Origin of the sequence: Streptomyces sp. 1222.5 (genome assembly GCF_900105245.1) — a bacterium.
Classification (GTDB): Bacteria; Actinomycetota; Actinomycetes; order Streptomycetales; family Streptomycetaceae; genus Streptomyces; species Streptomyces albidocamelliae.
On record NZ_FNSZ01000001.1, the window covers coordinates 7950628 to 7973199 of the forward strand.

The window sequence follows — 22572 nt, forward strand, 5'->3', positions numbered from 1 at the left end:
TCGGGGGCGCCCCCGAGGGGTCGGCGGAACGCTCCTCAAAGGTCAGCGGCCGCGCGCCGCCATCCGCTCCCGCTGCGGTACGACCGTGTACTTCGGGTCCTCGGCCGAGGCCACGCCCGCGTGGAAGACGCCGAAGCGCAGCGCCGCCGAGCCGGTGAGCAGGGCGGCACCCGCGGCCACGGCGAGGCGGCGGTCGCGCAGGGTGCCGGACAGCAGCGCCAGCGCCGCGCCGCCGGCCGTCAGGGCCTCGGACGCGCGCAGCAGCGTGCGCGGCCTGCCCCGGTCGAAGGGCTCGGCGAGCAGGCCCATGCGCCGCTTCATGGTCCGGAAGGCGCCCAGCTCCAGGGCCGCCCCCAGGACGGCCAGGCGGCGCGCGGGGCCCGCCTCGGCGGCCGGAGCCGTCACGAGGGCCAGTCCGGCCGCCGCGGAGGCGGCTGATCCCGCGAAGACGTACGGCAGTTCCCGGTACCCCTCGTGCCAGGAGGGCACCGCCGTGTCCGAGAGCAGCACCGCGGTGTACGTCGCCACGGCCGGACCGAGGACGGCGGCCGCCGCCGTTGCGGCCGAGCCCAGCAGCCGGTAGCGGCCCGCCACCTCCGTGGCCGCGGCGGTCAGGGCCAGCGGTGCGTACCCGCTCAGCACCCAGGAGCCGACGCTCATGGGGGAGGTGGGCTTGAAGACCCGCAGCATGTTCAGGAAGCGGGCCGGCCGGCCCAGGTCGTGCACGAGTGCCGCCAGCGAGAGGGAGATCGCCCCCGCCGCCCCGAGTTTCGCGGGCGCGGCGAGTCCCGGCCGCCCCGTGGCCTGGCCCCCGGCCGCCAGCAGCGACGAGGCGCCCGCCAGCCCGCCGAGGTACAGGTAACCGGCGATGTCCAGCGGTTTCCACGTCGGCTTGTTCAGCACGGGTTTGCCGTAGTACGACGAGAACGCGGCGTCCGGAACCATGGGCTGCTCGCCGCGCCCGCGACCGCGCCTGCGTCGGCCCGCCTGCGCACCGGTGAGCGCCTCGCGACCGGGTCGCGCGCCCCGCACACCCTCACGGGTGACATCGGATCCGGTCGTCGTGGCGTCGTCGCGGCCCTGCCGGGGCTCCTCGGCGCCGCTCGCGGGTTCGGGGCTCATCGCGGCCTCCTCAGGAAACTGCCCACGGCGAGCGCGGTCAGCGAGACGGCGGCCAGCGCGGCGTGCCGCCACATGTCGGGCAGGTCCCGGGTGGTGACCTGGGGGTCCGGGGGCAGCCCGTAGACCTCGGGCTCGTCCAGCAGCAGGAAGAACGCTCCGTCGCCGCCGACCCCGTCGTCCGGACTCTCGCCGTAGAGGCGGGCGTCGGTGACACCGGCCGCGTGCAGCTGCCCCACCCGGGCCTGCGCGCGCTCGCGGAGTTCGTCCAGCGGGCCGAACTGGATGGACTCCGTCGGGCAGGCCTTGGCGCAGGCGGGTTCCATGCCGACGCCGAGCCGGTCGTAGCACAGCGTGCACTTCCACACCCGGCCGTCGTCCTTGCGCTGGTCGATGACGCCGTAGGGGCAGGCGGGCACGCAGTACCCGCAGCCGTTGCAGATGTCCTCCTGCACGACGACCGTGCCGAACTCGGTGCGGAACAGGGAACCCGTGGGGCAGACGTCCAGGCAGGCGGCGTGCGTGCAGTGCTTGCACACGTCCGAGGCCATCAGCCAGCGCAGCTCGGTGCGGCCGTCGGGGGAGACGGGGGAGATCTCGCCGGCGGGAGCGCCCGGGGGAGCCTCGTCGGGCGGGGGAGCGGTGGCGCCCGGCCCGGGTGACGCGGCGTCGGTGCCGAGCCGGGAGGCCGCCGCGAACACGTCGACGTCGTCGTGCGCCACCCCCGGCTCCTGCCCGCGGAACGGCTTGCGCTGCTCGATGAAGGCGACGTGCCGCCAGGTGTCGGCGCCGAGCCCCTGCGTGTTGTCGTACGACATGCCGGTCAGTTCGAGCCCGTCCTCCGGGACGGCGTTCCACTCCTTGCACGCCACCTCGCACGCCTTGCAGCCGATGCACACCGAGGTGTCGGTGAAGAATCCCATCCGCGCCGGAGCGTCCGGATAGCCGGCCGCTCCGGCCACGTCCGGCTCCGGGCCGTACAGCAGATTGCGGTGGGCCTCGTCCCCGCTCGTGCCGTGCCTGGTGGTCCCGCTCATGCCGCGCCTCCTCCCGGCGCGAAGGGAGACGACCGCCGCTCGGCGGACACGGCCGCCGTGCGCTCGCCCTCCGCCCGGTGCCGGGTCCTCGCTCCTCGTGCCCGCTCATCGAGCCTGGCACGGGTGCCCCACCGCCGCGCGCCCGAAACGACCGGGGCGGTCGGCGGTCCGCACGGCCGGGCCGTTTGCGTCCGGCGCGGGGTGGCTGCCCGGTGCCCGGGCGGGGGCCGGGGCCCTGTGCGCGGCCGGCGCGGACCGGTCCCGCCGTACGGCCGGGGCGGCGAGGCACGCCTCCGCCGTCGCCCTGGGAAAACTCTGGCGAGTACCCGGTCGGCAGGCCCTCATGCCTGTCCCGACCGCCGAGTTTCATGATCGTCAACGGTTGGCCGAATGCTTTGTCCACGGGCGTGAAGGTGGGTTACCCTGCGACGTATTTTCTCATCGGGCAAATCCGTGAACTGCGGAAATGCACACACCACTAGCCGGGTCAGGCCGCGTGCCCGGCATTGGTTCCGAGCCCTTGGCACGAGGGCTCCTGGGGAGCGGAACGAGGGTGCGCATGGCCGGCAAGGCTACCGGGACGATCGACGCCGTCCCGGGTGACCAGGAACTGAGACGACTGCTCGCGGGACTGACCGCGGTGCGCGACGGAGACTTCGGCACCCGACTGCCGGACGACTCCACCGGGCTGATGGGGGACATCGCCACCGTCTTCAACGGCATGGTGGACCAGCTGTCGGTGTTCACCTCCGAAGTCACCCGCGTGGCCCGGGAAGTGGGCACCGAGGGGACCCTCGGCGGCCAGGCGCAGGTGCCGGGCGTCTCCGGGACCTGGGCCGACCTGACCGATTCCGTCAACGCGATGGCGGGCAACCTCACCACACAGGTCCGTGACATCGCCCAGGTCGCCACCGCCGTGGCCAAGGGCGACCTGTCGCAGAAGATCGACGTTCCCGCACGCGGCGAGATCCTTCAGCTGAAGGAGACCGTCAACACGATGGTCGACCAGCTCTCCGCCTTCGCGGACGAGGTGACCCGCGTGGCGCGCGAGGTCGGCACCGAGGGCCGCCTGGGGGGTCAGGCGCAGGTGCCCGGGGTCGCCGGTGTCTGGCGCGACCTGACGGACTCGGTGAACTTCATGGCCGGGAACCTGACGGCGCAGGTGCGCAACGTCGCCCAGGTGACCACCGCGGTGGCGCAGGGCGACCTGTCGCAGAAGATCACCGTGGACGCGCGGGGCGAGATCCTGGAGCTGAAGAGCACCATCAACACGATGGTCGACCAGCTCTCCGCGTTCGCCGACGAGGTCACCCGGGTCGCGCGCGAGGTCGGCACCGAGGGCCGCCTGGGGGGTCAGGCGGACGTCAAGGGCGTGAAGGGCACCTGGCGCGACCTGACGGACTCGGTGAACTTCATGGCCGGGAACCTGACGGCGCAGGTGCGCAACGTCGCCCAGGTCGCCACCGCGGTGGCGCAGGGCGACCTGTCGCAGAAGATCACCGTGGACGCGCGGGGCGAGATCCTGGAGCTGAAGAGCACCATCAACACGATGGTCGACCAGCTCTCGGGCTTCGCGGACGAGGTCACCCGGGTGGCCCGCGAGGTGGGCACCGAGGGCCGGCTCGGCGGCCAGGCCCAGGTGCGCGGGGTCGCCGGCACCTGGAAGGACCTCACCGACAACGTCAACGTGATGGCGTCCAACCTGACCGGCCAGGTCCGCTCCATCGCCCAGGTCGCCACCGCCGTCGCCAAGGGCGACCTCTCTCAGAAGATCACCGTCGAGGCGAAGGGCGAGGTCGCGGCCCTCGCCGACGTCATCAACACCATGGTCGACACCCTCTCCGCGTTCGCGGACGAGGTGACCCGGGTGGCCCGCGAGGTGGGCACCGAGGGCCGGCTCGGCGGCCAGGCGCACGTGCCCAACGTGGCCGGCACCTGGAAGGACCTGACCGACAACGTCAACTCCATGGCCAACAACCTCACCGGGCAGGTGCGCAACATCGCCCTGGTGACCACCGCCGTGGCCAAGGGCGACCTGTCCAAGAAGATCGACGTCGACGCGCGCGGCGAGATCCTGGAGCTGAAGACCACCATCAACACGATGGTCGACCAGCTCTCCGCGTTCGCCGACGAGGTCACCCGGGTGGCCCGCGAGGTGGGCACCGAGGGCCGGCTCGGCGGCCAGGCCGAGGTCGAGGGCGTCTCCGGCACCTGGAAGCGCCTCACCGAGAACGTGAACGAACTCGCCGGGAACCTCACCCGGCAGGTCCGCGCCATCGCCGACGTGGCCAGCGCCGTCGCCGAGGGCGACCTGACCCGGTCCATCACCGTCGACGCCTCCGGCGAGGTCGCCGACCTCAAGGACAACATCAACTCCATGGTGGAGTCCCTGCGCGAGACCACCCAGGCCAACCAGGAACAGGACTGGCTGAAGACCAACCTCGCCCGGATCTCCGGCCTGATGCAGGGCCATCGCGACCTGCCCGTCGTCGCCGAGCTCATCATGGACGAGCTGGTGCCCCAGGTGTCCGCCCAGTACGGCGCGTTCTACCTGGCCGAGGAGGGCGCGGCCGGACCCGAACTGGGACTCGTCGGCGCCTACGGCCGGCCCGAGGAGGACAGCCGCCCCGTCCGGATGTCCTTCGGCCGCTCGCTGGTCGGCCAGGCCGCGCGCAGCCGCCGCACCATCGCCGTCGACGAGCTGCCGCCCGGGTACGTCACCATCTCCTCCGGACTCGGACAGGTCGAGCCGACCGCGCTGCTGCTGCTCCCGATCGTCTTCGAGGAGCAGGTCCTCGGCGTCATCGAGCTGGCCTCGGTCACCCGGTTCACCCAGATCCAGCGGGACTTCCTCCAGCAGCTCGTGGACACCATCGGCGTCAACGTCAACACCATCGTCGCCAACGCCCGCACCGACGAACTCCTCCAGGAGTCGCAGCGCCTCACCAGCGAACTCCAGTACCGCTCCGCGGAGTTGCAGGCCCGCCAGGAGGAACTGCAACAGTCCAACGCCGAACTGGAGGAGAAGGCCTCGCTGCTGGCCGAGCAGAACCGCGACATCGAGGCGAAGAACCTGCAGATCGAGCAGGCCCGGCAGGAACTGGAGGCGCGCGCCCAGCAGCTGTCGCTCGCCTCGAAGTACAAGTCCGAGTTCCTCGCCAACATGAGCCACGAGCTGCGCACCCCGCTCAACAGCCTCCTCATCCTGGCCCAGCTGCTGGCCCAGAACCCCTCCCGCAACCTCACCCCGAAGCAGGTCGAGTACGCGGGCATCATCCACTCCGCCGGCTCGGACCTGCTCCAGCTGATCAACGACATCCTGGACCTGTCCAAGGTCGAGGCCGGCAAGATGGACGTGACGCCGGAGCGGGTCCCGCTGCGCCAGCTCATCGAGTACGTCGAGGCCACCTTCCAGCCGATGACCTCGCAGAAGAGCCTCGACTTCACCATCGCCACGGCCCCCGGCGCCCCCGCCGACCTGCTCACCGACGACTCCCGGCTCCGGCAGATCCTGCGCAACCTGCTGTCCAACGCCGTCAAGTTCACCGAGCAGGGCGGAGTCGAACTGCGCGTCGAGCCCGCCTCCGACGACGAGGTCCCCGCAGGCGTGGTCCGCGGCGGCGCGGTCGTCGCCTTCCGGGTGAAGGACACCGGCATCGGCATCCCGGAACAGCAACTGGAGACCATCTTCGGCGCGTTCCAGCAGGCGGACGGCACCACCAGCCGCAAGTACGGCGGCACCGGCCTCGGCCTGTCCATCACCCGCGAGATCGCCCACCTCCTCGGCGGCGCCGTCAGCGTCGACAGCACCCCCGGCAAGGGCAGCACCTTCACCCTCTTCCTGCCCGTTGCACGGCCGGACTTCGAGGAGGTGCTGCGCATCGGCCGCGGCGCACCCAAGCAGGCCGAACTGCCGACGGCGGACGGCACGAGCGGGCACGAACTCACCGCGGGAACACCGCTCGTCACCGCCAAGCGGCAGCGCTCGCGCCGTCTGCTGGTCGTCGAGGAGCGCCCGCGCGGCCTGCTGACCCTCGTCGCCGAGAGCGTGGTCAGGGACCTCGCGCACAACCGGGCCGACGGCGGCGGCACACCCGTCGAGATCATCACCGCGGTCGGCGCCCAGGAGGCGGCCGGCGCTCTCGCCGCCGAGCCGTGCCACTGCGTGGTCGTCGAACTGGGCGTGCCCGACGGCGAGTCCGCCCACTTCCTGGAAGCCCTGCGCGGGGACTCCGCCCTGGCGAGCGTCCCCGTCCTGGTGCACAGCTCCCACCGCACCGAGCAGACGGCCGACGGGGCGGACGGACCGCTGGAGTACCTCTACAGCCTCGACGAACTGCGCGAGCGGATCGCGCTGCACCTCTCGGCCGAGGAACCCGGCGAGGTCCTCACCCTGGTCCGCAACGACGAACCGCAGATCACGGCACCGCACCTGATCGACGAGCACACCCGCGGCCGTACCGTCCTCGTCGTCGACGACGACGCCCGCAACCTGTTCGCGCTGAGCGGCATCCTCGAACTGCACGGCTTCCGGGTGCTGCACGCCGAGAACGGCCGCAAGGGCATCGAGACGCTGATGAACAATCCGGACGTCGAACTCGTTCTGATGGACGTGATGATGCCCGAGATGGACGGGTACACGGCCACGGCGGAGATCCGGAAGATGCCGCTGTACGCGGAACTGCCGGTCATCGCCGTGACGGCCAAGGCCATGCAGGGCGACCGGGAGAAGAGCCTCGCCTCCGGCGCCAGCGACTACGTGACGAAACCGGTGGACACCCATGACCTCATCGCCTGCGTCCGACGCTGGCTCCCGGCATGAGGACGGCACGGCCCGCCCACCCGTTCGCACGCCGAGGAGTACGGACCAGGTGACCACCCAGGAGCCCGCCGCGGGACCGGACGCGTTCGCCGGCCTGCCCGTCCAGATGCCCTCGCTCGACGCCCTCCTGGCCGACGCCCCGACCGGCTCGCCGGTCGGCAGGCTCGCCGCCACCGTCGAGCGGCTGCGCCGCGAGGTGCGGACGGCGCAGGCGGAGGCCGAGGGCCGGGCGCTGATCGAGCTGGCCAAGGGCATCCTCGTCGAACGCCTCGGCTGCGGCCCCGCCCAGGCCGCCCGCCAGCTCGCCGAACTCACCGAGCAGTCCCAGGTGACCCCGCTCGAATTCGCGGTGGAGGTCATCAACCAGGCCGCCCGGGACCGCGTCTCGGAGGTGACCGAGGCGTTCCTGTCCCTCGCCGCGGAACCGGCCGTGGACGTCGAGGAATCGGCCGCCGTCCGGCTGCGCGCCGCCGAGAGCGGTGTCCTCGCCGCGACGGACGCCCAGGCGATGGCCGACTCGCTGCTGGAACACGCCCTGCGGCCGCTCGGCGCGGAGGCGGTGGCGATCTGGGCGGCCGGCTCGGACGGCTCGCTGACCCTCGCGGGCAGCGCCGGTTTCCCACCGGGCGAGGCGGCTCGCTGGCGGTACGTGCCGCCCGACGTGGCCACCGTGGCCCGGCGCGGCCTGACCGAGCCGGACGGGCAGTGGCTGTCCTCGCTGGCCACCTCGGGGCTGCCCACCGTCGGCCGCCGCGAGTACGCCGACGGCGCCCGGATCGCCGTACCCGCCGGCGCGGGCGGCCGGATCCACGGTGTGCTGGAGATCGCCTGGCCGGGGCCGGAGGAGCCGCTGCCGCGACCGGTGGTCCGGCAGGTCGAGGCCCTCGCCGAGCTGTGCGCCCACACGCTGGAGAGCTTCGCGGTGCCGCCCGGCGCCGGGCCCGAACTCCGGCTGCTGCCCGACGTGGTGGAACTGATGGACCTGGCGGACGGTCTCCACGACCCCGCCCTGGTGCTGGTCCCCTACCTCGACGACTCCGGGCAGCTCGTCGACTTCCGCATCCAGCACGTCAACGAACGCTTCCTCGACCCGGCGGGCCGGCCCCGGGCCGTCGTCAACGGCGCACTGCTGCTGGAGGCCTATCCGATGGCCGCCGGCGCCAGCGAACTCTTCCAGCGGGTCGAGCGGGTCTACGCCACGGGCGAGCCGTTCCGCGCCCGCCGCATGCGGCTCACCGCCCTGGTCGACGAGGTGCCGCTGTCGGCCGTCGCCGACATCAGCGTCAGCCGCCACGGCTCCAGCGTGCTGCTCATCTGGCGGATCGAGGACGAGGCGGCACGCCTGGCCAGCCTGCTCCAGAACGCCCAGCGGCTCGGCCGCATCGGCGGTTTCGAGGAGAACCTGCTCACCGGTGAGATCACCTGGAACGGCCAGCTGTTCGGCCTCTACGGCCGGCCCCCCACCAGCCCCCCGGTCGCGCTGGAGGAGCTGCCCGCGCACGCCCATCCGGACGACGCCGTCCCCATCCGCCGCTTCCTGCGCACCGTGCTGCACCACGGCAGGCCCGCGTCGGCCGCGTTCCGGCTGCTGCGCCCGGACGGCGTGACCCGGCACATGCGGGTGGTCGCCGAACCGGTGCTCGACACCGACGGCCGGCTGTTCGTCGTGCGCGGCGCCTACCAGGACATCTCCGCCCAGCACTGGACCGAGGTCGCCCTCGCGGCCACCCGCGACCAGCTGGCCCACACCGAGCAGCAGGCCGACGAACGCAACCGGCTGGCGCTCCAGCTGCAGCACGCCATCATGCCGCCCGAGCAGACCCCCCTCCAGGTGCCCGACCTCCAGGTCGCGGTGCGCTACCGGCCCGCCGAGACCGAGCAACTGGTCGGCGGCGACTGGTACGACACCGTCGTACTGCCCTCCGGGCTGATCCTGCTGTGCGTCGGCGACGTCGCGGGACACGGGATCGAGGCGGCCACCAGCATGGTGGTCCTGCGCAACGCCCTGCGCGGCCTCGCGGTGACCGGAGCGGGGCCCGCGCAGCTGCTGTCGTGGCTGAACATCGTCGCCCACCATCTGACGGGGGCGGTCACCGCGACCGCCGTGTGCGGTCTGTACGACGGAGAGCGGCGGACCCTGCGCTGGGCACGGGCGGGCCATCTGCCGCCGGTCCTGGTGCGCGAATCGGAGGCCAGCACCCTGCCCACGCTCAAGGGCCTGCTGCTGGGCGCCCTGCCGGAGGCGGTCTACGAGGAGACCGAGGTGCAGCTGGCGGCCGGGGACACCCTGCTGATGTACACCGACGGCCTGATCGAGCGCCGGGACCGTTCGGTGGAGGAGTCCCTCTCCCATCTGCTGGAGACGGCCCGTTCGGCCCCCAAGGTGCTGGACCAGCAACTGGACCGGCTGCTCACCTACAGCAGGTCGGACACCGACGACGACACCTGCATCGTGGGCATAAGGGTGGTCTGAGGCGCCGGCGGCCTCAGAGGTCCGCCGCCCCCGTCAGCGGTACCGTCGCGGTGACCCGCTTGCCGCGGGCCAGCCGGGTCACTTCCAGGGCTGTGGCGAGCATCGACACCAGGTTCAGTCCATGGCCGCCGACGCGCCGGGGATCCGGTGGGCGCTGCCGGAGCGGCTCGCTGGACGTGTCCGTCACGGAGACGCGCAGCGCGGTGGCACCGGGGAGCAGTTCGAGACGCAGGGCACAGGGGCCCGGGGCATGCTTCGCCGCGTTGGTGACGAGTTCGCTGACGACGAGCTGGGCATCCTGCACCGAGCGCCGGTCCGGTGCCGGCCGCGCCCGTCCGAGCAGGTCCGCGACGGCGTCTCTGGCGTCGCCGATGCTGAATACGCCGCTGTCCCAGGTGTGGCTGTAGCGCAGCGGTGCGGGGCGGTCCTGCGTCGTCGCGTACGTCCTGAGCCGGATGTCCATACGTCCTTGCCCTTTTCCTGTGGGGTCAGGGTCCCTTCCTGGTGAAGACGGGGGCCGTGCCGTCCCAGCTTCGGCTACCCGCTGGACCGTCGATCAAGGGGACGTCCGCGAGTAATCCTCCGGTTGCACACGACCTCCTGATGGGAGTCGGCGCTCGGCCGACGGGGGTAGGGAGAGCCGCGGACACGTACGGCGAGGCATGCTCGACCGTGCGCGAGCACACACGACGAAACGGGTCCGGGAAACGCCGCGCGAGCGGATTTCCCGGACCCGTTTCCCATGCGTGTACGGCCCGAATCAGTGCTTGAAGACGTCCTTCGTCTTCTCCTTGGCCTGGCGGGCGTCTCCGCGAGCGCCTTCCATGCGGCCTTCGGCCTCCATGCGCTCGTTGCCGACCGCGCGGCCCACGGCCTCCTTGGTCTTGCCCTTGGCCTGCTCCGCCTTGCCCTTGGCCTTCTGGTTGCCAGCCATCGGGTTTCACATCCCAACATCCTCGGGGTGTCCGTTCGCCTTTCGACTTGCCGCTGCGCCGCCGGCCAAACCAGCAATCGCCTCCCGCGTCCATTACCCAGGCTTGGTTGAACAGTCCAAACTGATAAACCTAGTGTGATCAAACGTGGATACCACTGCACTCGCGGGTGAGCTGCGGCTGGCCATGGGCCGGAGCGTCCGCCGGCCCCTCTCGGGCGCTTCGGTGTTGGCCCGGCTGGCGCGTACCGGCCCCGACTCACCCGGCTCGCTCGCCGACCTGGAACGCGTCCGGCCGCAGGCGATGGCCGGCACTCTTGCCGGACTCGAACAGCGCGGGCTGGTGAGCCGTGCCCCCGACGCCGCCGACGGGCGCCGGGCCATCGTCTCCCTCACCGAGTGAGGGACGGGCGGTGCTGGAGCAGCGCCGCACGGCGCCTTCGCCGCGCTGCTGCTGCTCAGCGGCCTCGGCCAGGGCATGTTCTCCTCGCCCAACACCTCCTCGATCATGGGCAGCGTCCCGGCCCGCTACCGGGGCGTGGCCTCCGGGATGCGGTCCACCTTCCAGAACTCGGGCACGGCCCTGTCCATCGGTGTCTTCTTCTCCCTCATGGTCTCCGGGCTGGCCGCCACCCTCCCATCGACGCTGAGCAGCGGGCTCCGGGCACACGGCGTGCCCGCCGGCGCCGCCCACGAGGCGGCCTCACTGCCGCCGGTCGGCACCCTGTTCGCGACGTTCCTCGGCGACAACCCCATCGGCCACCTTCTGGGCACCGGCGGCACGCTCGACCGGCTGACCGCGGCCCAGCGCGTCGGCCTGACCGGTCACCGCTTCTTCCCGGAACTGGTCTCCGGCCCCTTCCACCACGGGCTGAGCATCGTGTTCGGTGTCGCCGCGGCGATGGCCCTCGTCGCCGCGCTCGCCTCCGCCCTGCGGGGCGGCCACGAGCGCGCCGACGACGACACCCGGCGCGGCGGGCCGGACCGCTCCGCCGAGGACCGGTCCGCACGCACCACTCCCTAGCCGGCGTACGCCCGCAGTGGGTAGTGGTCCGAGAGGTTGGTGTACGTGTACGACGTACCCCAGCTGCTCACCGTCCAGGGCGCCGACCGCTCCTGCACGACCTCGTTGCGCCAGCCGGCCGGCCGGGCATGGCCGGCCCGGCTGAGGACGTAGTCCAGGTCCTCGCGCGGATCGTCCGGGTAGCGGTCGTGGGCGATGGAGTTCTCCTGCGTGTCGAAGGAGTACGGATGCCCGGTCCGGGCGTCGGCCCCGACCAGGTCCGCGTCGGCGAGCATCGAGGCGTACTCGGCGCTGCGCGAGTCCACGTTGAGGTCGCCCGCGACCAGGACCTCCTCGTCCGCGGGAATGTTCTTCGCGTCCAGGAACGTGTCGATCGCCTTGAACTGCCGGCTGCGGTCCAGTGCCGCCTCGCCCGCGCCGCATCCGGAGTCCGTCGACTGCGCGTGCGTCCCGATGACATGCACCTTGCTGCCGCCGACGTTCAACACCACATAGGCGAAGCCCTTGTTGGACCACCAGTCCGCGCCGCAGGCGTCCTTGTAGACGTACTGCTCCTTGTGCAGGATCGGCCACTTGCTCAGCACGGTGACCCCGCCGTCCTCGGGCGTGGCCGACGAGTACGCCCCGCCGGTGGCGTCCCACCCGGTGCGGCCGCGCCCCACCACCGGGGTCTGGTACGGGTACTGGGCCGCGGCGGCGCTCTTCAGCGCGTCCGACGAGGAGTTGTCGAAGGCCTCCTGGAGGACGACCACGTCGTTGCCCTGGAAGAAGGACGCCTTCGGTATCTCCGCGGCGCGGTGGTCCTGACCCCAGTTCGGGTACAGGTTCTTGCTCATGAGGAAGGTGTTGTACGTCAGAACCCGCACGGCCGGAGCGGGTTCGGCGGCCTCCGCCGTGGCCGTGCCGGCGAGCGCCGCCGCGGGCAGGGCGAGGACGAGCACGGCCGCGGTGAGGGCGCGGCGCGGTGCGAAGGGCGTCACTGGATCTCCCTGTCGATGGAGTCGATGAAGAGCTGAGTGGCGCCGCACATCAAACCATCTGCGATTACCCACAGGTACACCCAGGCACGCACCGAATGGCACACAGCCGAGGAATCAGGGAGTCCGACATCTCGAAGCTCCCCCAGCACATGTCCGAACCGGAGGAGCCCCGGACCGACGGCCAGAAGCGGCCAGCCTGTCCACCAGTGTGCGCCCGCCGAGCGGGTGTGCACGACTACGACACGCCTGCGGTCACGCGGTGGGCGTACCGGCCGGGGGCGGCTGCCCCCCATGGGGAGGCACCGGGGAACAAGGTGGGAGCAGAAACGGTCGGGAAGCGGCCGGCCGACCGTGGCCGCTCACTGATCCGGTGGCCGCCATGATGACGAACCGCGGCGAGTGCACCGGTGTGCGCTCCGTTCACCGGGCGCGACCGGGCGCCTGGCTGTCCGCCGGCCGGCAGGATGCCGTCCACGGCCTGGCCCGGGACCCGGCCGCCTGGCGGTCCTGGTACCGGCGGACCGTGGTGAAGGACGCCCTGGAGCGTGTGCACGCACTCGGTGCGGCGGGCGGTCGAGCGGCGGACGCCGGGCCGGTCAGGGTTCGCGCCGCCGTCGTACGAGGTGCCGTAGGACGAGGCCGGCGAGCAGTGCGGCGAGGGCGGCGACCACGTGGAGCTGGTAGCGCCGGATCTCGTCGTAGACGGCGGTGATGTGGTCGCCCACCAGGTAGGCCAAGGTGGCCCACAGACCGACCCACAGGGCGGCGCCGAGGGCGTTGAAGGCGAGGAAACGGCGCCAGCGCATACCCGTGGTGCCCGCGATGATGCCGTTGGCCTGGCGCAGGCCCTCGATGAACCGGGCCACCGTCACGATCTTGCCGCCGTGCCGGCCGAAGAACGCCTCGGCGGCCGCGAACCGCTTGGGCGTCAGGAAGACGTAACGGCCCCAGCGGTGCACGAAGGCCCGCCCGCCGGACCGGCCGATCAGGTACCCGATGTTGTCCCCGACGACGGCCGCGGTGAAGGCGATGGCGGCCACGGCCACGATGCTGAGCCGCCCGGCGCCCGCGTAGACCCCCGCCGCGAGGAGGATCGTCTCGCCGGGCGCGGGCACCCCGAAATCCTCCACGAGGACCACGGCCCCGACGGCCCAGTAGCCGTAGTGACCGAGCAGCGGCGCCAGATGGGCCAGCGGTCCGGGGAGCGGAGTCGACATGCCTCCACGGTACGGCGGGCGGTCGGCGCCGGGTCAGGGCCGGCCGGCCGGGTCCTGGTCGCGCACCGCTGGGGCCGGGTCGTGGGCCGGAGCTTCGCCGCCGCCGGCTCCTAGGGCCCCGGGCACGGTCCGCCGGCCGGTGAGCCGGCCGGTCAGCCGCCGGGCCAGCGGCTCGGTCCAGCGGGCGGTCAACGGGCCGAGGACGACCAGGATCAGGACGTACGCGGTGGCCAGCGGGCCGAGATCGGAGTCGATGCCGGCGGTGACGGCGAGTCCGGCGATGACGACGGAGAACTCGCCGCGTGCGACCAGGGTGCCGCCCGCCCGCCACCGGCCCTTGGCCGATACACCGGCACGGCGGGCCGCCCAGTAGCCCGTGGCGATCTTCGTGAGGGTGTTGACCGCGGCCAGCGCGAGCGCGGGCAGCAGCACCGGCGGGATGCTCGCCGGGTCGGTGTGCAGCCCGAAGAAGACGAAGAAGACGGCCGCGAACAGGTCCCTGAGGGGGGCGAGAAGGTGGTGGGCGCCCTCGGCGACCTCCCCGGACAGGGCGATGCCCACGAGGAAGGCGCCCACGGCCGCCGACACCTGCAACTGCTGCGCCACACCGGCGACCACCAGGGTCAGGCCGAGCACCACCAGCAGCAGCTTCTCCGGGTCGTCGGTGGAGACGAAGCGGGAGATGTGGCGGCCGAAGCGCACCGCCAGCAGCAGCACCAGGCCGGCCACGCCGAGGGCGATGGCCAGCGTGACGCTGCCGGCGGCGAAGCCGGTCCCGGCCAGGAGCGCGGTGACGACCGGCAGGTAGACGGCCATCGACAGGTCCTCCAGCACCAGGATGCTGAGGATCACGGGTGTCTCCCGGTTGCCGATCCGGCCGAGTTCGCCGAGGACCTTGCCGATGACACCGGGGGAGGAGATCCAGGTGATGCCGGCCAGGACGACGGCATCAGGGCCATGGCGGCACCGGGCAGGGCGTTGAGGGCGGCGTCGACGAGTCCGGCCGGGTACTGGGTGCGGAGGTGGGAGACCAGATCGCTGGCCGTGTACTCCAGGCCCAGCATGAGCAGCAGCAGGATCACGCCGATCTCGGCGCCGATCGCCACGAACTCCTCACTGGTGCCGAGCGGCAGCAGCCCGCCCTCGCCGAAGGCCAGGCCGGCCAGCAGGTAGAGCGGGATCGGCGAGAAGCGCAGGCGTGCGGCGAGCCGGCCCAGCAGGCCGAGGCCGAGGATGATGGCGCCGAACTCGATCAGGAAGACCGCGGAGGAATGCATCCGGATCACTCCCGGCCGAGGATCGCGGCGGCGGCGTCGGTGCCCTCGCGGGTGCCGATCACGATGAGCGTGTCGCCGCCGGCCAGCCGGAAACCGGGGCCGGGGGAGGGTATGGCTTCGGCGCGGCGCAGCACGGCCACGATCGACACGCCGGTCTCGGTGCGCATTCGGGTGTCGCCGAGCAGGCGGCCGTTCCAGTAGGACGCCGAGGACAGTTCGATCCGCTCGGCGACCAGACCCAGTTCCGTCGTGGAGAGCAGGGTGGGGCTGTGGTGCGTGGGCTTCAGCGCGTCCACCAGTGCCTCCGCCTCACCGCCGGTGAGGCGCACGGAGAGCGCGCAGGCGCCGGGATCGTCGCGGCGGTAGGCGCTCAGTGTTCGCGATCCGTCGCGGTGGGCCACCACGGACACACGGCGGTCCTCCCGTGTGGTGAGGTCGTACCGGACCCCGATTCCCGGCAACGGCGTACTGCTCGTGCGCGCGGCGCCCATGGCTGCCCCCCTGCCCGTCTTGACGGTTTCTTGGTGAAACCATTACCGAAACCCTGACCTGGCGCGGGTGAACGCGGGTGTGGAGGTCCCGGGTCGGGCACGGTCGGGCAGGGAGGTGTCAGAGTCCGGGCGCCGAACAGCTCTCGTCGTCCAGGGCGCCGGGCTGGCAGGTGCGGCACAGTTCGTGGTCCCCGTCGCGGGTGACGACGGTGCCCCACCCGAGGCACTGCTCGCATTCGCGGGCGAGGGTCAGGTCGGGACGGGGAGGCAAGAGGGGACTGCGGTGGGCTCCGTACGCCATGCGGTGAGCGGCTCCTCGAAGTCGCGGGACGAACGCCAGGGGAAGACGGGGAAGAGGGGCGGGGGCGCGCTGACAACGCTGTCCGAGCTGCCTCCATTATGTCCTACTTTTCCTTTATGTCTAGACCCCGGTGTCACTCGGTGCCGGTGGGACAAGCCTGATCCAGCACCGAGTGCCGATCATCCGAGAGTGCCGAGCCGGGCCTCCCGCCACAGGTCCACGCCGCCCTCGGTGGCGTACTTGTCGATCTCGGCGAGTTCCTCGGTGCTGAAGTCGAGGTTCTCCAGCGCGGCCACGTTCTGCTCCAGCTGCTCGGTGCGCGAGGCGCCGATGACCAGGGAGGTCACCCGCTCGTCGCGCAGCGCCCAGGCCAGCGCCAGCTGGGCGAGGGTCTGCCCGCGCCGGGCCGCGATGTCGTTCAGGGCGCGCAGTCGCCGCCGCATGTCGTCCGTGAGCCAGGCCGGGTCGAAGGACTTCCCCTGCGCGGCCCGCGAGTCCTCGGGCAGGCCCTCGAGGTAGCGGCCGGTCAGCAGCCCCTGGGCCAGCGCGGTGAAGCCGATCACCCCGAAGCCCTCCTCCTGCGCCGCGTCCAGCAGGCCGTCGGTCTCGATCCAGCGGTTGAGCATGCTGTACGACGGCTGGTGGATCAGCAGGGGGGTGCCGAGGTCCCGCAGGATCGCCGCCGCCTGCCGGGTGCGCTCGGCGTCGTAGGACGAGATGCCGACGTAGAGGGCCTTGCCCTGGCGGACGGCGGTGTCGAGCGCGCCCATGGTCTCCTCCAGCGGCGTGCTCGCGTCCAGCCGGTGGGAGTAGAAGATGTCCACGTAGTCCACGCCCATCCGGCGCAGCGACTGGTCCAGCGAGGCCAGCACGTACTTGCGGGAACCGCCGCCCTGTCCGTAGGGGCCGGGCCACATGTCCCAGCCGGCCTTGGTGGAGACCACCAGTTCGTCCCGGTGGGGCGCCAGGTCCTGCTTCATGAGCCGCCCGAAGTTGACCTCGGCCGAGCCGTACGGGGGGCCGTAGTTGTTGGCCAGGTCGTGGTGGGTGATCCCGAGGTCGAAGGCGCGCAGGGCGATCTCGCGCTGCGTCTCGAACGGGCGGTCGTCGCCGAAGTTGTGCCAGTAGCCCAGCGACAGGACCGGCAGGTCCAGTCCCGAGCGGCCGGTGCGCCGGTAGCGCATGGTGCCGTCGTAGCGAGCGGGGTCCGCGACGTACGTCATCGGGTCTTCTCCGGGTGGTGCCGTAGGGGATTCCTCCGTGTGCGGAGGATCCGTCCACCCTGCTCCCTGCCGCCCGCGCAAGTCCAACCGCCGTCCCGGATGGGATTGAGTGGTTCCGTTTCTTAATCGGCCGCCCGGGCAGGCGGTGATCAATGGCGCGAGAGACGCGGGAGGCGCTCGTGAACGGTGCGACGGCCGACGGTGAACGGCGGACGGGCGACAGGCCGCGGGCGTCGGGTGCGGTCGCGCGGTTGCCGCGCCAGGTGCGGGAGGAACTGACCCGCAGGCTCCGCCGCAACAAGGGGGCCTTCCGCAAGGACGACGTGCAGGTCGTCGAGCCCCCGCTGCTCCGGCGGGCCGTGGGCGCCTCCGCGCTCGGCAACTGCATGGAGTGGTTCGACTTCGGCGTCTACAGCTACCTGGCCGCCACGATCGGCAAGGTGTTCTTCCCGGGCGCCTCGCCGGCCGCCCAGGTCATCTCCTCCTTCGCGACCTTCGCCGCCGCCTTCGTCGTACGGCCCCTCGGCGGGCTGGTCTTCGGGCCGCTGGGCGACCGGATCGGCCGGCAGAAGGTGCTCGCCACCACCATGATCATGATGGCGGTGGGCACCTTCGCCATCGGCGTCATCCCCGGCTACTCCACGATCGGCATCGCCGCGCCCGTGCTGCTCCTGCTGGCCCGGATGGTCCAGGGGTTCTCGACGGGCGGCGAGTACGGCGGCGCGACCACGTTCGTCGCCGAGTACTCGCCGGACCGCAGGCGGGGCTTCCTGTCCAGCTGGCTCGACTTCGGCACTTTTGTCGGCTACGCCCTCGGCTCGGCCCTGGTCACCGTGCTGAACCTGACGCTGACGGACGGCCAGATGCTTTCCTGGGGCTGGCGCGTCCCCTTCCTGATCGCCGGGCCGCTCGGTGTGATCGGTCTCTACATGCGGCTCAAGCTGGAGGAGTCCCCGGCCTTCCAGCAGCAGCTGGACGAGCACGAGAAGTCCCTCGCGCAGGAGTCGGCGGGCAGCGAGTTCAAGGACATCATCAGGAACCACTGGCGGCCGCTGCTGATCTGCATGGGCCTGGTCCTGCTCTACAACGTCACCAACTACATGGTCACGGGCTACCTTCCGACGTACCAGACCGAGACCCTGCACCGCTCCAGCGGCTCCGCGGACCTCCTGGTGCTCGTCGGCATGGTGTGGATCGTCGTCCTGATCACCTTCCTCGGCCGGCTCAGCGACCGCGTCGGCCGGCGGCCGCTGTACGCCGTCGCCGCCGCGGCGATGATCGTGCTGGCCGTGCCGGCCTTCCTGCTGATCAAGGCGCAGGGCACCTGGCCGCCGATCCTCGGGGTGCTCATCCTGTCCACCCTGCTGGCCTGCTTCGCGGCACCCAGCGCGGCCACCCTGCCCGCCCTCTTCCCGACCGCGGTCCGTTACGCGGCCATGGGCATCGGCTTCAACATCGCCGTCGCCGCGTTCGGCGGCACCACCCCCCTGGTCACCGCCGCGCTGGTCGGCGCCACGGGCGACGACCTGATGCCGGCCTACTACCTGATGCTGGCGGGCGTCGTCGGCCTGCTGACCGTCAAGTTCCTCCCCGAGAGCGCCCAGGTCCCGCTGAAGGGCTCGCAGCCGATGGTCGGCTCGCGGGAGGAGCGGCGCGAACTGATCACCGCCTCCAAGGAGTTGTACGCCTTCGTGCAGGAGCGGGAGGAGGCGCGACACGGCTGAGCCGCGGGGCGGCCCCTGGGGAGCTGTTCGATCCTACGAACTTCACGCGTGCCGGGTTACCGGTCCGCGCTGCATTTGATAGGAAACTTTCCTACCAGTGCGGTTCGGACCAACTCCCCACCCCCCACTCCCACTTGGAGTCCCTGTGGTGCACGCAGACCGCGAAACAGCCAACCCCGCCCTCGCCCGCCGGACCTTCGTCGCCGTGCTCGGCGCCGTCGCCTCCGGCGCCCTGTTCGCCGGCCGGAGCGCCGTCGCGGCGCCGCTGGCCGCCCCGGGCCTCGACGACCCGGCGAAGAAGGAGACCGCCATGAAGCTCGTGTCGAGCGCGGAGAACTCCTCGCTCGACTGGAAGGCCCAGTATAAGTACATCGAGGACATCGGCGACGGCCGCGGCTACACCGCCGGCATCATCGGCTTCTGCTCCGGCACCGGTGACATGCTGGACCTGGTGCGGCTCTACACCGACCGCAAGCCGGGCAACGTCCTCGCCAAGTACCTGCCCGCCCTGCGCCGCGTCAACGGCAGCGACTCGCACTCCGGCCTGGACCCCGCCTACCCGGGGGACTGGCGCAAGGCGGCCCAGGACGGGGCGTTCCAGCGGGCCCAGAACGACGAACGCGACCGTGTCTACTTCGACCCCGCCGTCGCCCAGGGCAAGGCCGACTCGCTGCGCGCCCTGGGGCAGTTCATCTACTACGACGCCATCGTCATGCACGGTGACGGCGACGACCCGACCAGCTTCCGCAACATACGCAAGCGCGCCCTGCGCAGCGCCGAGCCCCCGGCCCAGGGCGGCGACGAGACGACGTACCTGAACGCCTTCCTCGACGCCCGGGTGTGGGCGATGAAGCAGGAGGAGGCGCACAGCGACACCAGCCGCGTCGACACCGAGCAGCGGGTCTTCCTGCGCAAGGGCAACCTCGACCTGAACACCCCCCTCGACTGGAAGGTGTACGGCGACAGCTATCACATCGGCTGATCCCGGGCGCCGGGAGACGTGCGGGGCGACGAAGGCACAGCGTCGTCGCGCACGCCTCCCCGACGAGCCGTACCGGCCGGAGGGGCGCACTCGCACGGTGCGCCCCTGACGGGGAAAGATGGGTGGTGAGCGAACGAGCCCACCGATGCGGAGGAACGAAACTCATGCCGCACGAGCGAGCCGGCCGGCCGGCCGGTCCCGAGGACCTTGTCGACGTGGCCCGGCTGGTCACCGCGTACTACGCCCTGCACCCGGACCCGGCCGACCCGGCCCAGCGGGTGGCGTTCGGTACCTCGGGGCACCGGGGTTCGTCCCTGGCGACCGCGTTCAACGAGGACCACATCGCCGCCACCAGCCAGGCCATCTGCGAGTACCGCGCGGACCAGGGCACCGACGGCCCCCTCTTCCTGGGCGCCGACAGCCACGCCCTGTCGGAGCCCGCGAAGGTCACCGCGCTGGAGGTGTTCGCCGCCAACGGCGTCACCGTCCTCGTCGACAGCGAGGACGGCTACACGCCCACCCCGGCCGTCTCGCACGCGATCCTCACGTACAACCGGGGCCGCACCTCGGGCCTGGCGGACGGGGTGGTCGTCACCCCCTCGCACAACCCGCCGGCCGACGGCGGTTTCAAGTACAACCCGCCGAGCGGCGGCCCGGCGGCCTCCGACGCCACCTCCTGGATCCAGGACCGCGCCAACCAGATCATCGCGGGCGGCCTGAAGGACGTACACCGTCTGCCGTACACCCGCGCGCTCGCCGCCGACACGACCGGCCGGTACGACTTCCTCGGCGCGTACGTCGGCGACCTGCCGAGCGTGCTCGACCTCGACGCGATCCGCGCGGCCGGCGTCCGCATCGGCGCCGACCCGCTCGGCGGCGCCTCCGTCGCCTACTGGGGGCGGATCGCCGAACAGCACCGCATCGACCTCACGGTGGTCAATCCGCACACCGACCCGACCTGGCGGTTCATGACGCTGGACTGGGACGGCCAGATCCGCATGGACTGCTCGTCGCCGTACGCGATGGCCTCCCTCATCGAGCAGCGCGACCGCTTCCGCATCGCCACCGGCAACGACGCCGACGCCGACCGGCACGGCATCGTCACGCCGGACGCGGGCCTGATGAACCCCAACCACTACCTCGCCGTCGCCATCTCCTACCTCTACCGGCACCGCGAGCGGTGGCCCGCCGAGGCGGGCATCGGCAAGACGCTCGTCTCCTCGACGATGATCGACCGGGTCGCCGCCGACCTCGGCCGCCAACTGGTGGAAGTACCGGTCGGGTTCAAGTGGTTCGTGGACGGACTCGTCAGCGGCGCCCTGGGCTTCGGCGGCGAGGAGTCGGCCGGCGCGTCCTTCCTCCGCCGGGACGGCTCGGTGTGGACCACCGACAAGGACGGCATCATCCTGGCCCTGCTCGCCTCCGAGATCACGGCGGTGACCGACCGCACCCCGTCCGAGCACTACGCCGAACTGACCACCCGTTTCGGCGAGCCCGCCTACGCCCGCATCGACGCCCCCGCGACCCGTGAACAGAAGGCCCTGCTGGGCAAGTTGTCACCGGCCCAGGTCACCGCGGACACGCTGGCCGGCGAGGCCGTCACCTCCGTCCTCACCGAGGCGCCCGGCAACGGGGCCGCCATCGGCGGCATCAAGGTCGGCACCGAGAACGCCTGGTTCGCGGCCCGCCCCTCGGGCACCGAGGACGTCTACAAGGTGTACGCCGAGTCCTTCCTCGGCCCCGAGCACCTCGCCCGGGTGCAGGAGGAGGCCCAGGCGGTGGTGCTGGGGGCGCTCGGCGGCTGAGCGAACCGTACGGCGGCCTCCGTCCCGAGGGTACGGAAGCCGCCCGGATTAGCCGCGCCCGCGGCCCCCGTCGAGCCGGTCCAGCACCGCCGTCGCCATCGCCGCCTCGCCCTTGGCGTTGGGGTGGGCCGGAGCGGCGGGGGAGGCGGGCTGCAGCGGCTCGATCCAGCGGTCGGCGGGCGCCTTGCACATGTCGTGGCCGGCCGTGGGGCGGTAGGTGTCGACGTACTCGGCGCGGTTCACGCCGGCCACCACGCGCAGCATCAGGTTCAGCCGCTTCTCGGTGTCCCGCAGATAGGGGAAGTCCTTCTGCGCGAAGGGCACCTGCGGGAAGCAGCCGCCGCCGTCGTCGGGGAGCAGGTCCGGGTAGCCGACGACGACCACCCGTGCGTGCGGCGCCCGCGCGTGCACGGCCCGCAGCACCCGGTCCACCTTCGGCGCGGTCCGCAGGATCGCGAGGGCCAACTGGTCGTAGCCCGCCGCGTTGTAGGAGCGCTCGCACGGGTTGCCCGCCGGGTCCTGGACGCCGAGGCGCGCGCAGGTGCCGATGATGGAGCCGAAGCCGACGTCGTTGCCGCCGATCTGGAGGGTGACCAGGTCCGTGTCCCGTCGCAGCGCGTCGAGTTGGGGCCCGTTGGTGCCCTGTGCCTGCCACATCTCCGCCGTCGTGGCCCCGCCGCAGCTGACGTCCGTGAAGCTGGTCACCCGCCGCTGTGCCGCCACGAGGGAGGGGTAGTTGTGGTCGGAGCGCGCGCAGTCGGCGTCCACCTGCCGCGGAATGCCGGGCCCCGAGGTGTAGGAGTCGCCGAGGGCGACGTAGCCGGTCTGCCGGCCGTGGCCGGCGGGGTGCGCGGCGGCCGGCACCGCGGCGGTCGCGACCAGGGCGCAGCCGCCCAGGGCCGCTCCCAGTACGGTGGCCCGCCGCCGGCTTCTCGCCCCGCCCGCCGGACGTGTGTCGTTCGCCATGGATCCTCCCCCTGAGCCCGGTACATCGCACACGGGCGGCACCGGAGTGCGGCCCCCGCGCGTTCGACTGGGTCTGTATACCGTCCGGTAGGTCTTGCCGACCAGAAGCGGGACGCAACGACTTCGAGGGGGTGGCGGCGAGAGGGTGGCGGAGGGTTCGTCGCCGGGCGGGAGGCGGCGACCCGTGCGGCGCGGGGTGG

Annotated in this window: 16 protein-coding genes and 2 pseudogenes; 7 read left to right on the plus strand and 11 right to left on the minus strand. The window is 72.0% G+C overall.

The genetic code is table 11. The features are described from left to right. Positions 1–42 precede the first annotated feature (42 nt). Positions 43–945, minus strand: coding sequence for an NrfD/PsrC family molybdoenzyme membrane anchor subunit (gene nrfD, locus BLW57_RS36000; RefSeq protein WP_093481069.1), 903 nt, complete (start codon positions 943–945; stop codon positions 43–45). Between the two features lie 173 nt (positions 946–1118). Further along, positions 1119–2156 (minus strand): 4Fe-4S dicluster domain-containing protein, encoded by a 1038-nt coding sequence (locus BLW57_RS36005; protein ID WP_093479884.1) that lies wholly within the window; start codon positions 2154–2156, stop codon positions 1119–1121. Positions 2157–2715: 559 nt separating this feature from the next. Between BLW57_RS36005 and BLW57_RS36010 the strand changes: the two genes are divergently transcribed. Beyond that, positions 2716–6978 carry a HAMP domain-containing protein gene (locus BLW57_RS36010; protein WP_093479885.1) on the plus strand — a complete coding sequence of 1421 codons (4263 nt, stop codon included), beginning with the start codon at positions 2716–2718 and terminating at the stop codon, positions 6976–6978. Between the two features lie 106 nt (positions 6979–7084). After that, a complete protein-coding gene (locus BLW57_RS36015) occupies positions 7085–9451 on the plus strand; it encodes a SpoIIE family protein phosphatase (RefSeq protein WP_093481070.1) in 2367 nt (788 codons plus the stop codon). A 13-nt stretch (positions 9452–9464) separates the two neighbouring features. On the opposite strand, the gene BLW57_RS36020 is transcribed toward BLW57_RS36015, so the two are convergent. Both BLW57_RS36020 and BLW57_RS36025 read right to left on the minus strand, forming a co-directional pair. Continuing rightward, a complete protein-coding gene (locus BLW57_RS36020) occupies positions 9465–9914 on the minus strand; it encodes an ATP-binding protein (protein ID WP_093479886.1) in 450 nt (149 codons plus the stop codon). A gap of 297 nt (positions 9915–10211) precedes the next feature. Then, a complete protein-coding gene (locus BLW57_RS36025) occupies positions 10212–10385 on the minus strand; it encodes a CsbD family protein (RefSeq protein ID WP_093479887.1) in 174 nt (57 codons plus the stop codon). A 145-nt stretch (positions 10386–10530) separates the two neighbouring features. On the opposite strand from BLW57_RS36025, the gene BLW57_RS41630 reads away from it, so the two are divergent. Then, positions 10531–10785: a MarR family transcriptional regulator gene (locus BLW57_RS41630; protein WP_256339673.1), complete on the plus strand. Its 255-nt coding sequence runs from the start codon at positions 10531–10533 to the stop codon at positions 10783–10785. 27 nt (positions 10786–10812) lie between these two features. Next, positions 10813–11406, plus strand: a pseudogene (locus BLW57_RS41635) (MFS transporter); the annotation flags it as partial. Here BLW57_RS41635 and sph read toward each other — a convergent pair. From sph to mgrA, 6 genes and pseudogenes are all read right to left on the minus strand, one after another. After that, positions 11403–12386 (minus strand): sphingomyelin phosphodiesterase, encoded by a 984-nt coding sequence (sph, locus tag BLW57_RS36040; protein ID WP_093479889.1) that lies wholly within the window; start codon positions 12384–12386, stop codon positions 11403–11405. The pseudogene BLW57_RS41635 and the gene sph overlap by 4 nt on opposite strands. 596 nt (positions 12387–12982) lie before the next feature. Continuing rightward, on the minus strand, positions 12983–13603 hold the full coding sequence (locus BLW57_RS36045; protein WP_093479890.1) for a DedA family protein: 621 nt from the start codon (positions 13601–13603) through the stop codon (positions 12983–12985). 33 nt (positions 13604–13636) lie between these two features. Further along, positions 13637–14880: pseudogene (locus BLW57_RS36050) on the minus strand (cation:proton antiporter). A gap of 5 nt (positions 14881–14885) precedes the next feature. Then, positions 14886–15371 carry a cation:proton antiporter regulatory subunit gene (locus BLW57_RS36055; protein WP_093479891.1) on the minus strand — a complete coding sequence of 162 codons (486 nt, stop codon included), beginning with the start codon at positions 15369–15371 and terminating at the stop codon, positions 14886–14888. A 118-nt stretch (positions 15372–15489) separates the two neighbouring features. Further along, the gene (locus BLW57_RS36060) at positions 15490–15672 is read right to left on the minus strand and encodes a hypothetical protein (RefSeq protein ID WP_093479892.1); all 183 of its coding nucleotides are present in this window, start codon (positions 15670–15672) and stop codon (positions 15490–15492) included. A 179-nt stretch (positions 15673–15851) separates the two neighbouring features. Next, on the minus strand, positions 15852–16895 hold the full coding sequence (gene mgrA, locus BLW57_RS36065) for an L-glyceraldehyde 3-phosphate reductase (RefSeq protein WP_093479893.1): 1044 nt from the start codon (positions 16893–16895) through the stop codon (positions 15852–15854). Positions 16896–17047: 152 nt separating this feature from the next. Between mgrA and BLW57_RS36070 the strand changes: the two genes are divergently transcribed. The 3 genes from BLW57_RS36070 (at position 17048) to pgm (ending at position 21406) form a co-directional block, all read left to right on the plus strand. Next, positions 17048–18619, plus strand: coding sequence for an MFS transporter (locus BLW57_RS36070; RefSeq protein WP_093479894.1), 1572 nt, complete (start codon positions 17048–17050; stop codon positions 18617–18619). 145 nt (positions 18620–18764) lie between these two features. Then, a complete protein-coding gene (locus BLW57_RS36075; RefSeq protein WP_093479895.1) occupies positions 18765–19601 on the plus strand; it encodes a chitosanase in 837 nt (278 codons plus the stop codon). Between the two features lie 164 nt (positions 19602–19765). Further along, positions 19766–21406 carry a phosphoglucomutase (alpha-D-glucose-1,6-bisphosphate-dependent) gene (gene pgm / locus BLW57_RS36080; RefSeq protein ID WP_093479896.1) on the plus strand — a complete coding sequence of 547 codons (1641 nt, stop codon included), beginning with the start codon at positions 19766–19768 and terminating at the stop codon, positions 21404–21406. A gap of 48 nt (positions 21407–21454) precedes the next feature. Here pgm and BLW57_RS36085 read toward each other — a convergent pair whose 3' ends face one another. After that, on the minus strand, positions 21455–22372 hold the full coding sequence (locus BLW57_RS36085; RefSeq protein ID WP_093479897.1) for an SGNH/GDSL hydrolase family protein: 918 nt from the start codon (positions 22370–22372) through the stop codon (positions 21455–21457). Positions 22373–22572: the final 200 nt, after the last annotated feature.

Excerpts from the sequence above, each read along its gene's own strand:
- nrfD (WP_093481069.1), bottom strand. The coding sequence starts at position 945 with ATGGTTCCGGACGCCGCGTTCTCGTCGTACTACGGCAAACCCGTGCTG.
- BLW57_RS36005 (WP_093479884.1), bottom strand. The coding sequence starts at position 2,156 with ATGAGCGGGACCACCAGGCACGGCACGAGCGGGGACGAGGCCCACCGC.
- BLW57_RS36010 (WP_093479885.1), top strand. The coding sequence starts at position 2,716 with ATGGCCGGCAAGGCTACCGGGACGATCGACGCCGTCCCGGGTGACCAG.
- BLW57_RS36015 (WP_093481070.1), top strand. The coding sequence starts at position 7,085 with ATGCCCTCGCTCGACGCCCTCCTGGCCGACGCCCCGACCGGCTCGCCG.
- BLW57_RS36020 (WP_093479886.1), bottom strand. The coding sequence starts at position 9,914 with ATGGACATCCGGCTCAGGACGTACGCGACGACGCAGGACCGCCCCGCA.
- BLW57_RS36025 (WP_093479887.1), bottom strand. The coding sequence starts at position 10,385 with ATGGCTGGCAACCAGAAGGCCAAGGGCAAGGCGGAGCAGGCCAAGGGC.
- BLW57_RS36045 (WP_093479890.1), bottom strand. The coding sequence starts at position 13,603 with ATGTCGACTCCGCTCCCCGGACCGCTGGCCCATCTGGCGCCGCTGCTC.
- BLW57_RS36055 (WP_093479891.1), bottom strand. The coding sequence starts at position 15,371 with ATGGGCGCCGCGCGCACGAGCAGTACGCCGTTGCCGGGAATCGGGGTC.
- BLW57_RS36060 (WP_093479892.1), bottom strand. The coding sequence starts at position 15,672 with ATGGCGTACGGAGCCCACCGCAGTCCCCTCTTGCCTCCCCGTCCCGAC.
- mgrA (WP_093479893.1), bottom strand. The coding sequence starts at position 16,895 with ATGACGTACGTCGCGGACCCCGCTCGCTACGACGGCACCATGCGCTAC.
- BLW57_RS36070 (WP_093479894.1), top strand. The coding sequence starts at position 17,048 with ATGGCGCGAGAGACGCGGGAGGCGCTCGTGAACGGTGCGACGGCCGAC.
- pgm (WP_093479896.1), top strand. The coding sequence starts at position 19,766 with ATGCCGCACGAGCGAGCCGGCCGGCCGGCCGGTCCCGAGGACCTTGTC.
- BLW57_RS36085 (WP_093479897.1), bottom strand. The coding sequence starts at position 22,372 with ATGGCGAACGACACACGTCCGGCGGGCGGGGCGAGAAGCCGGCGGCGG.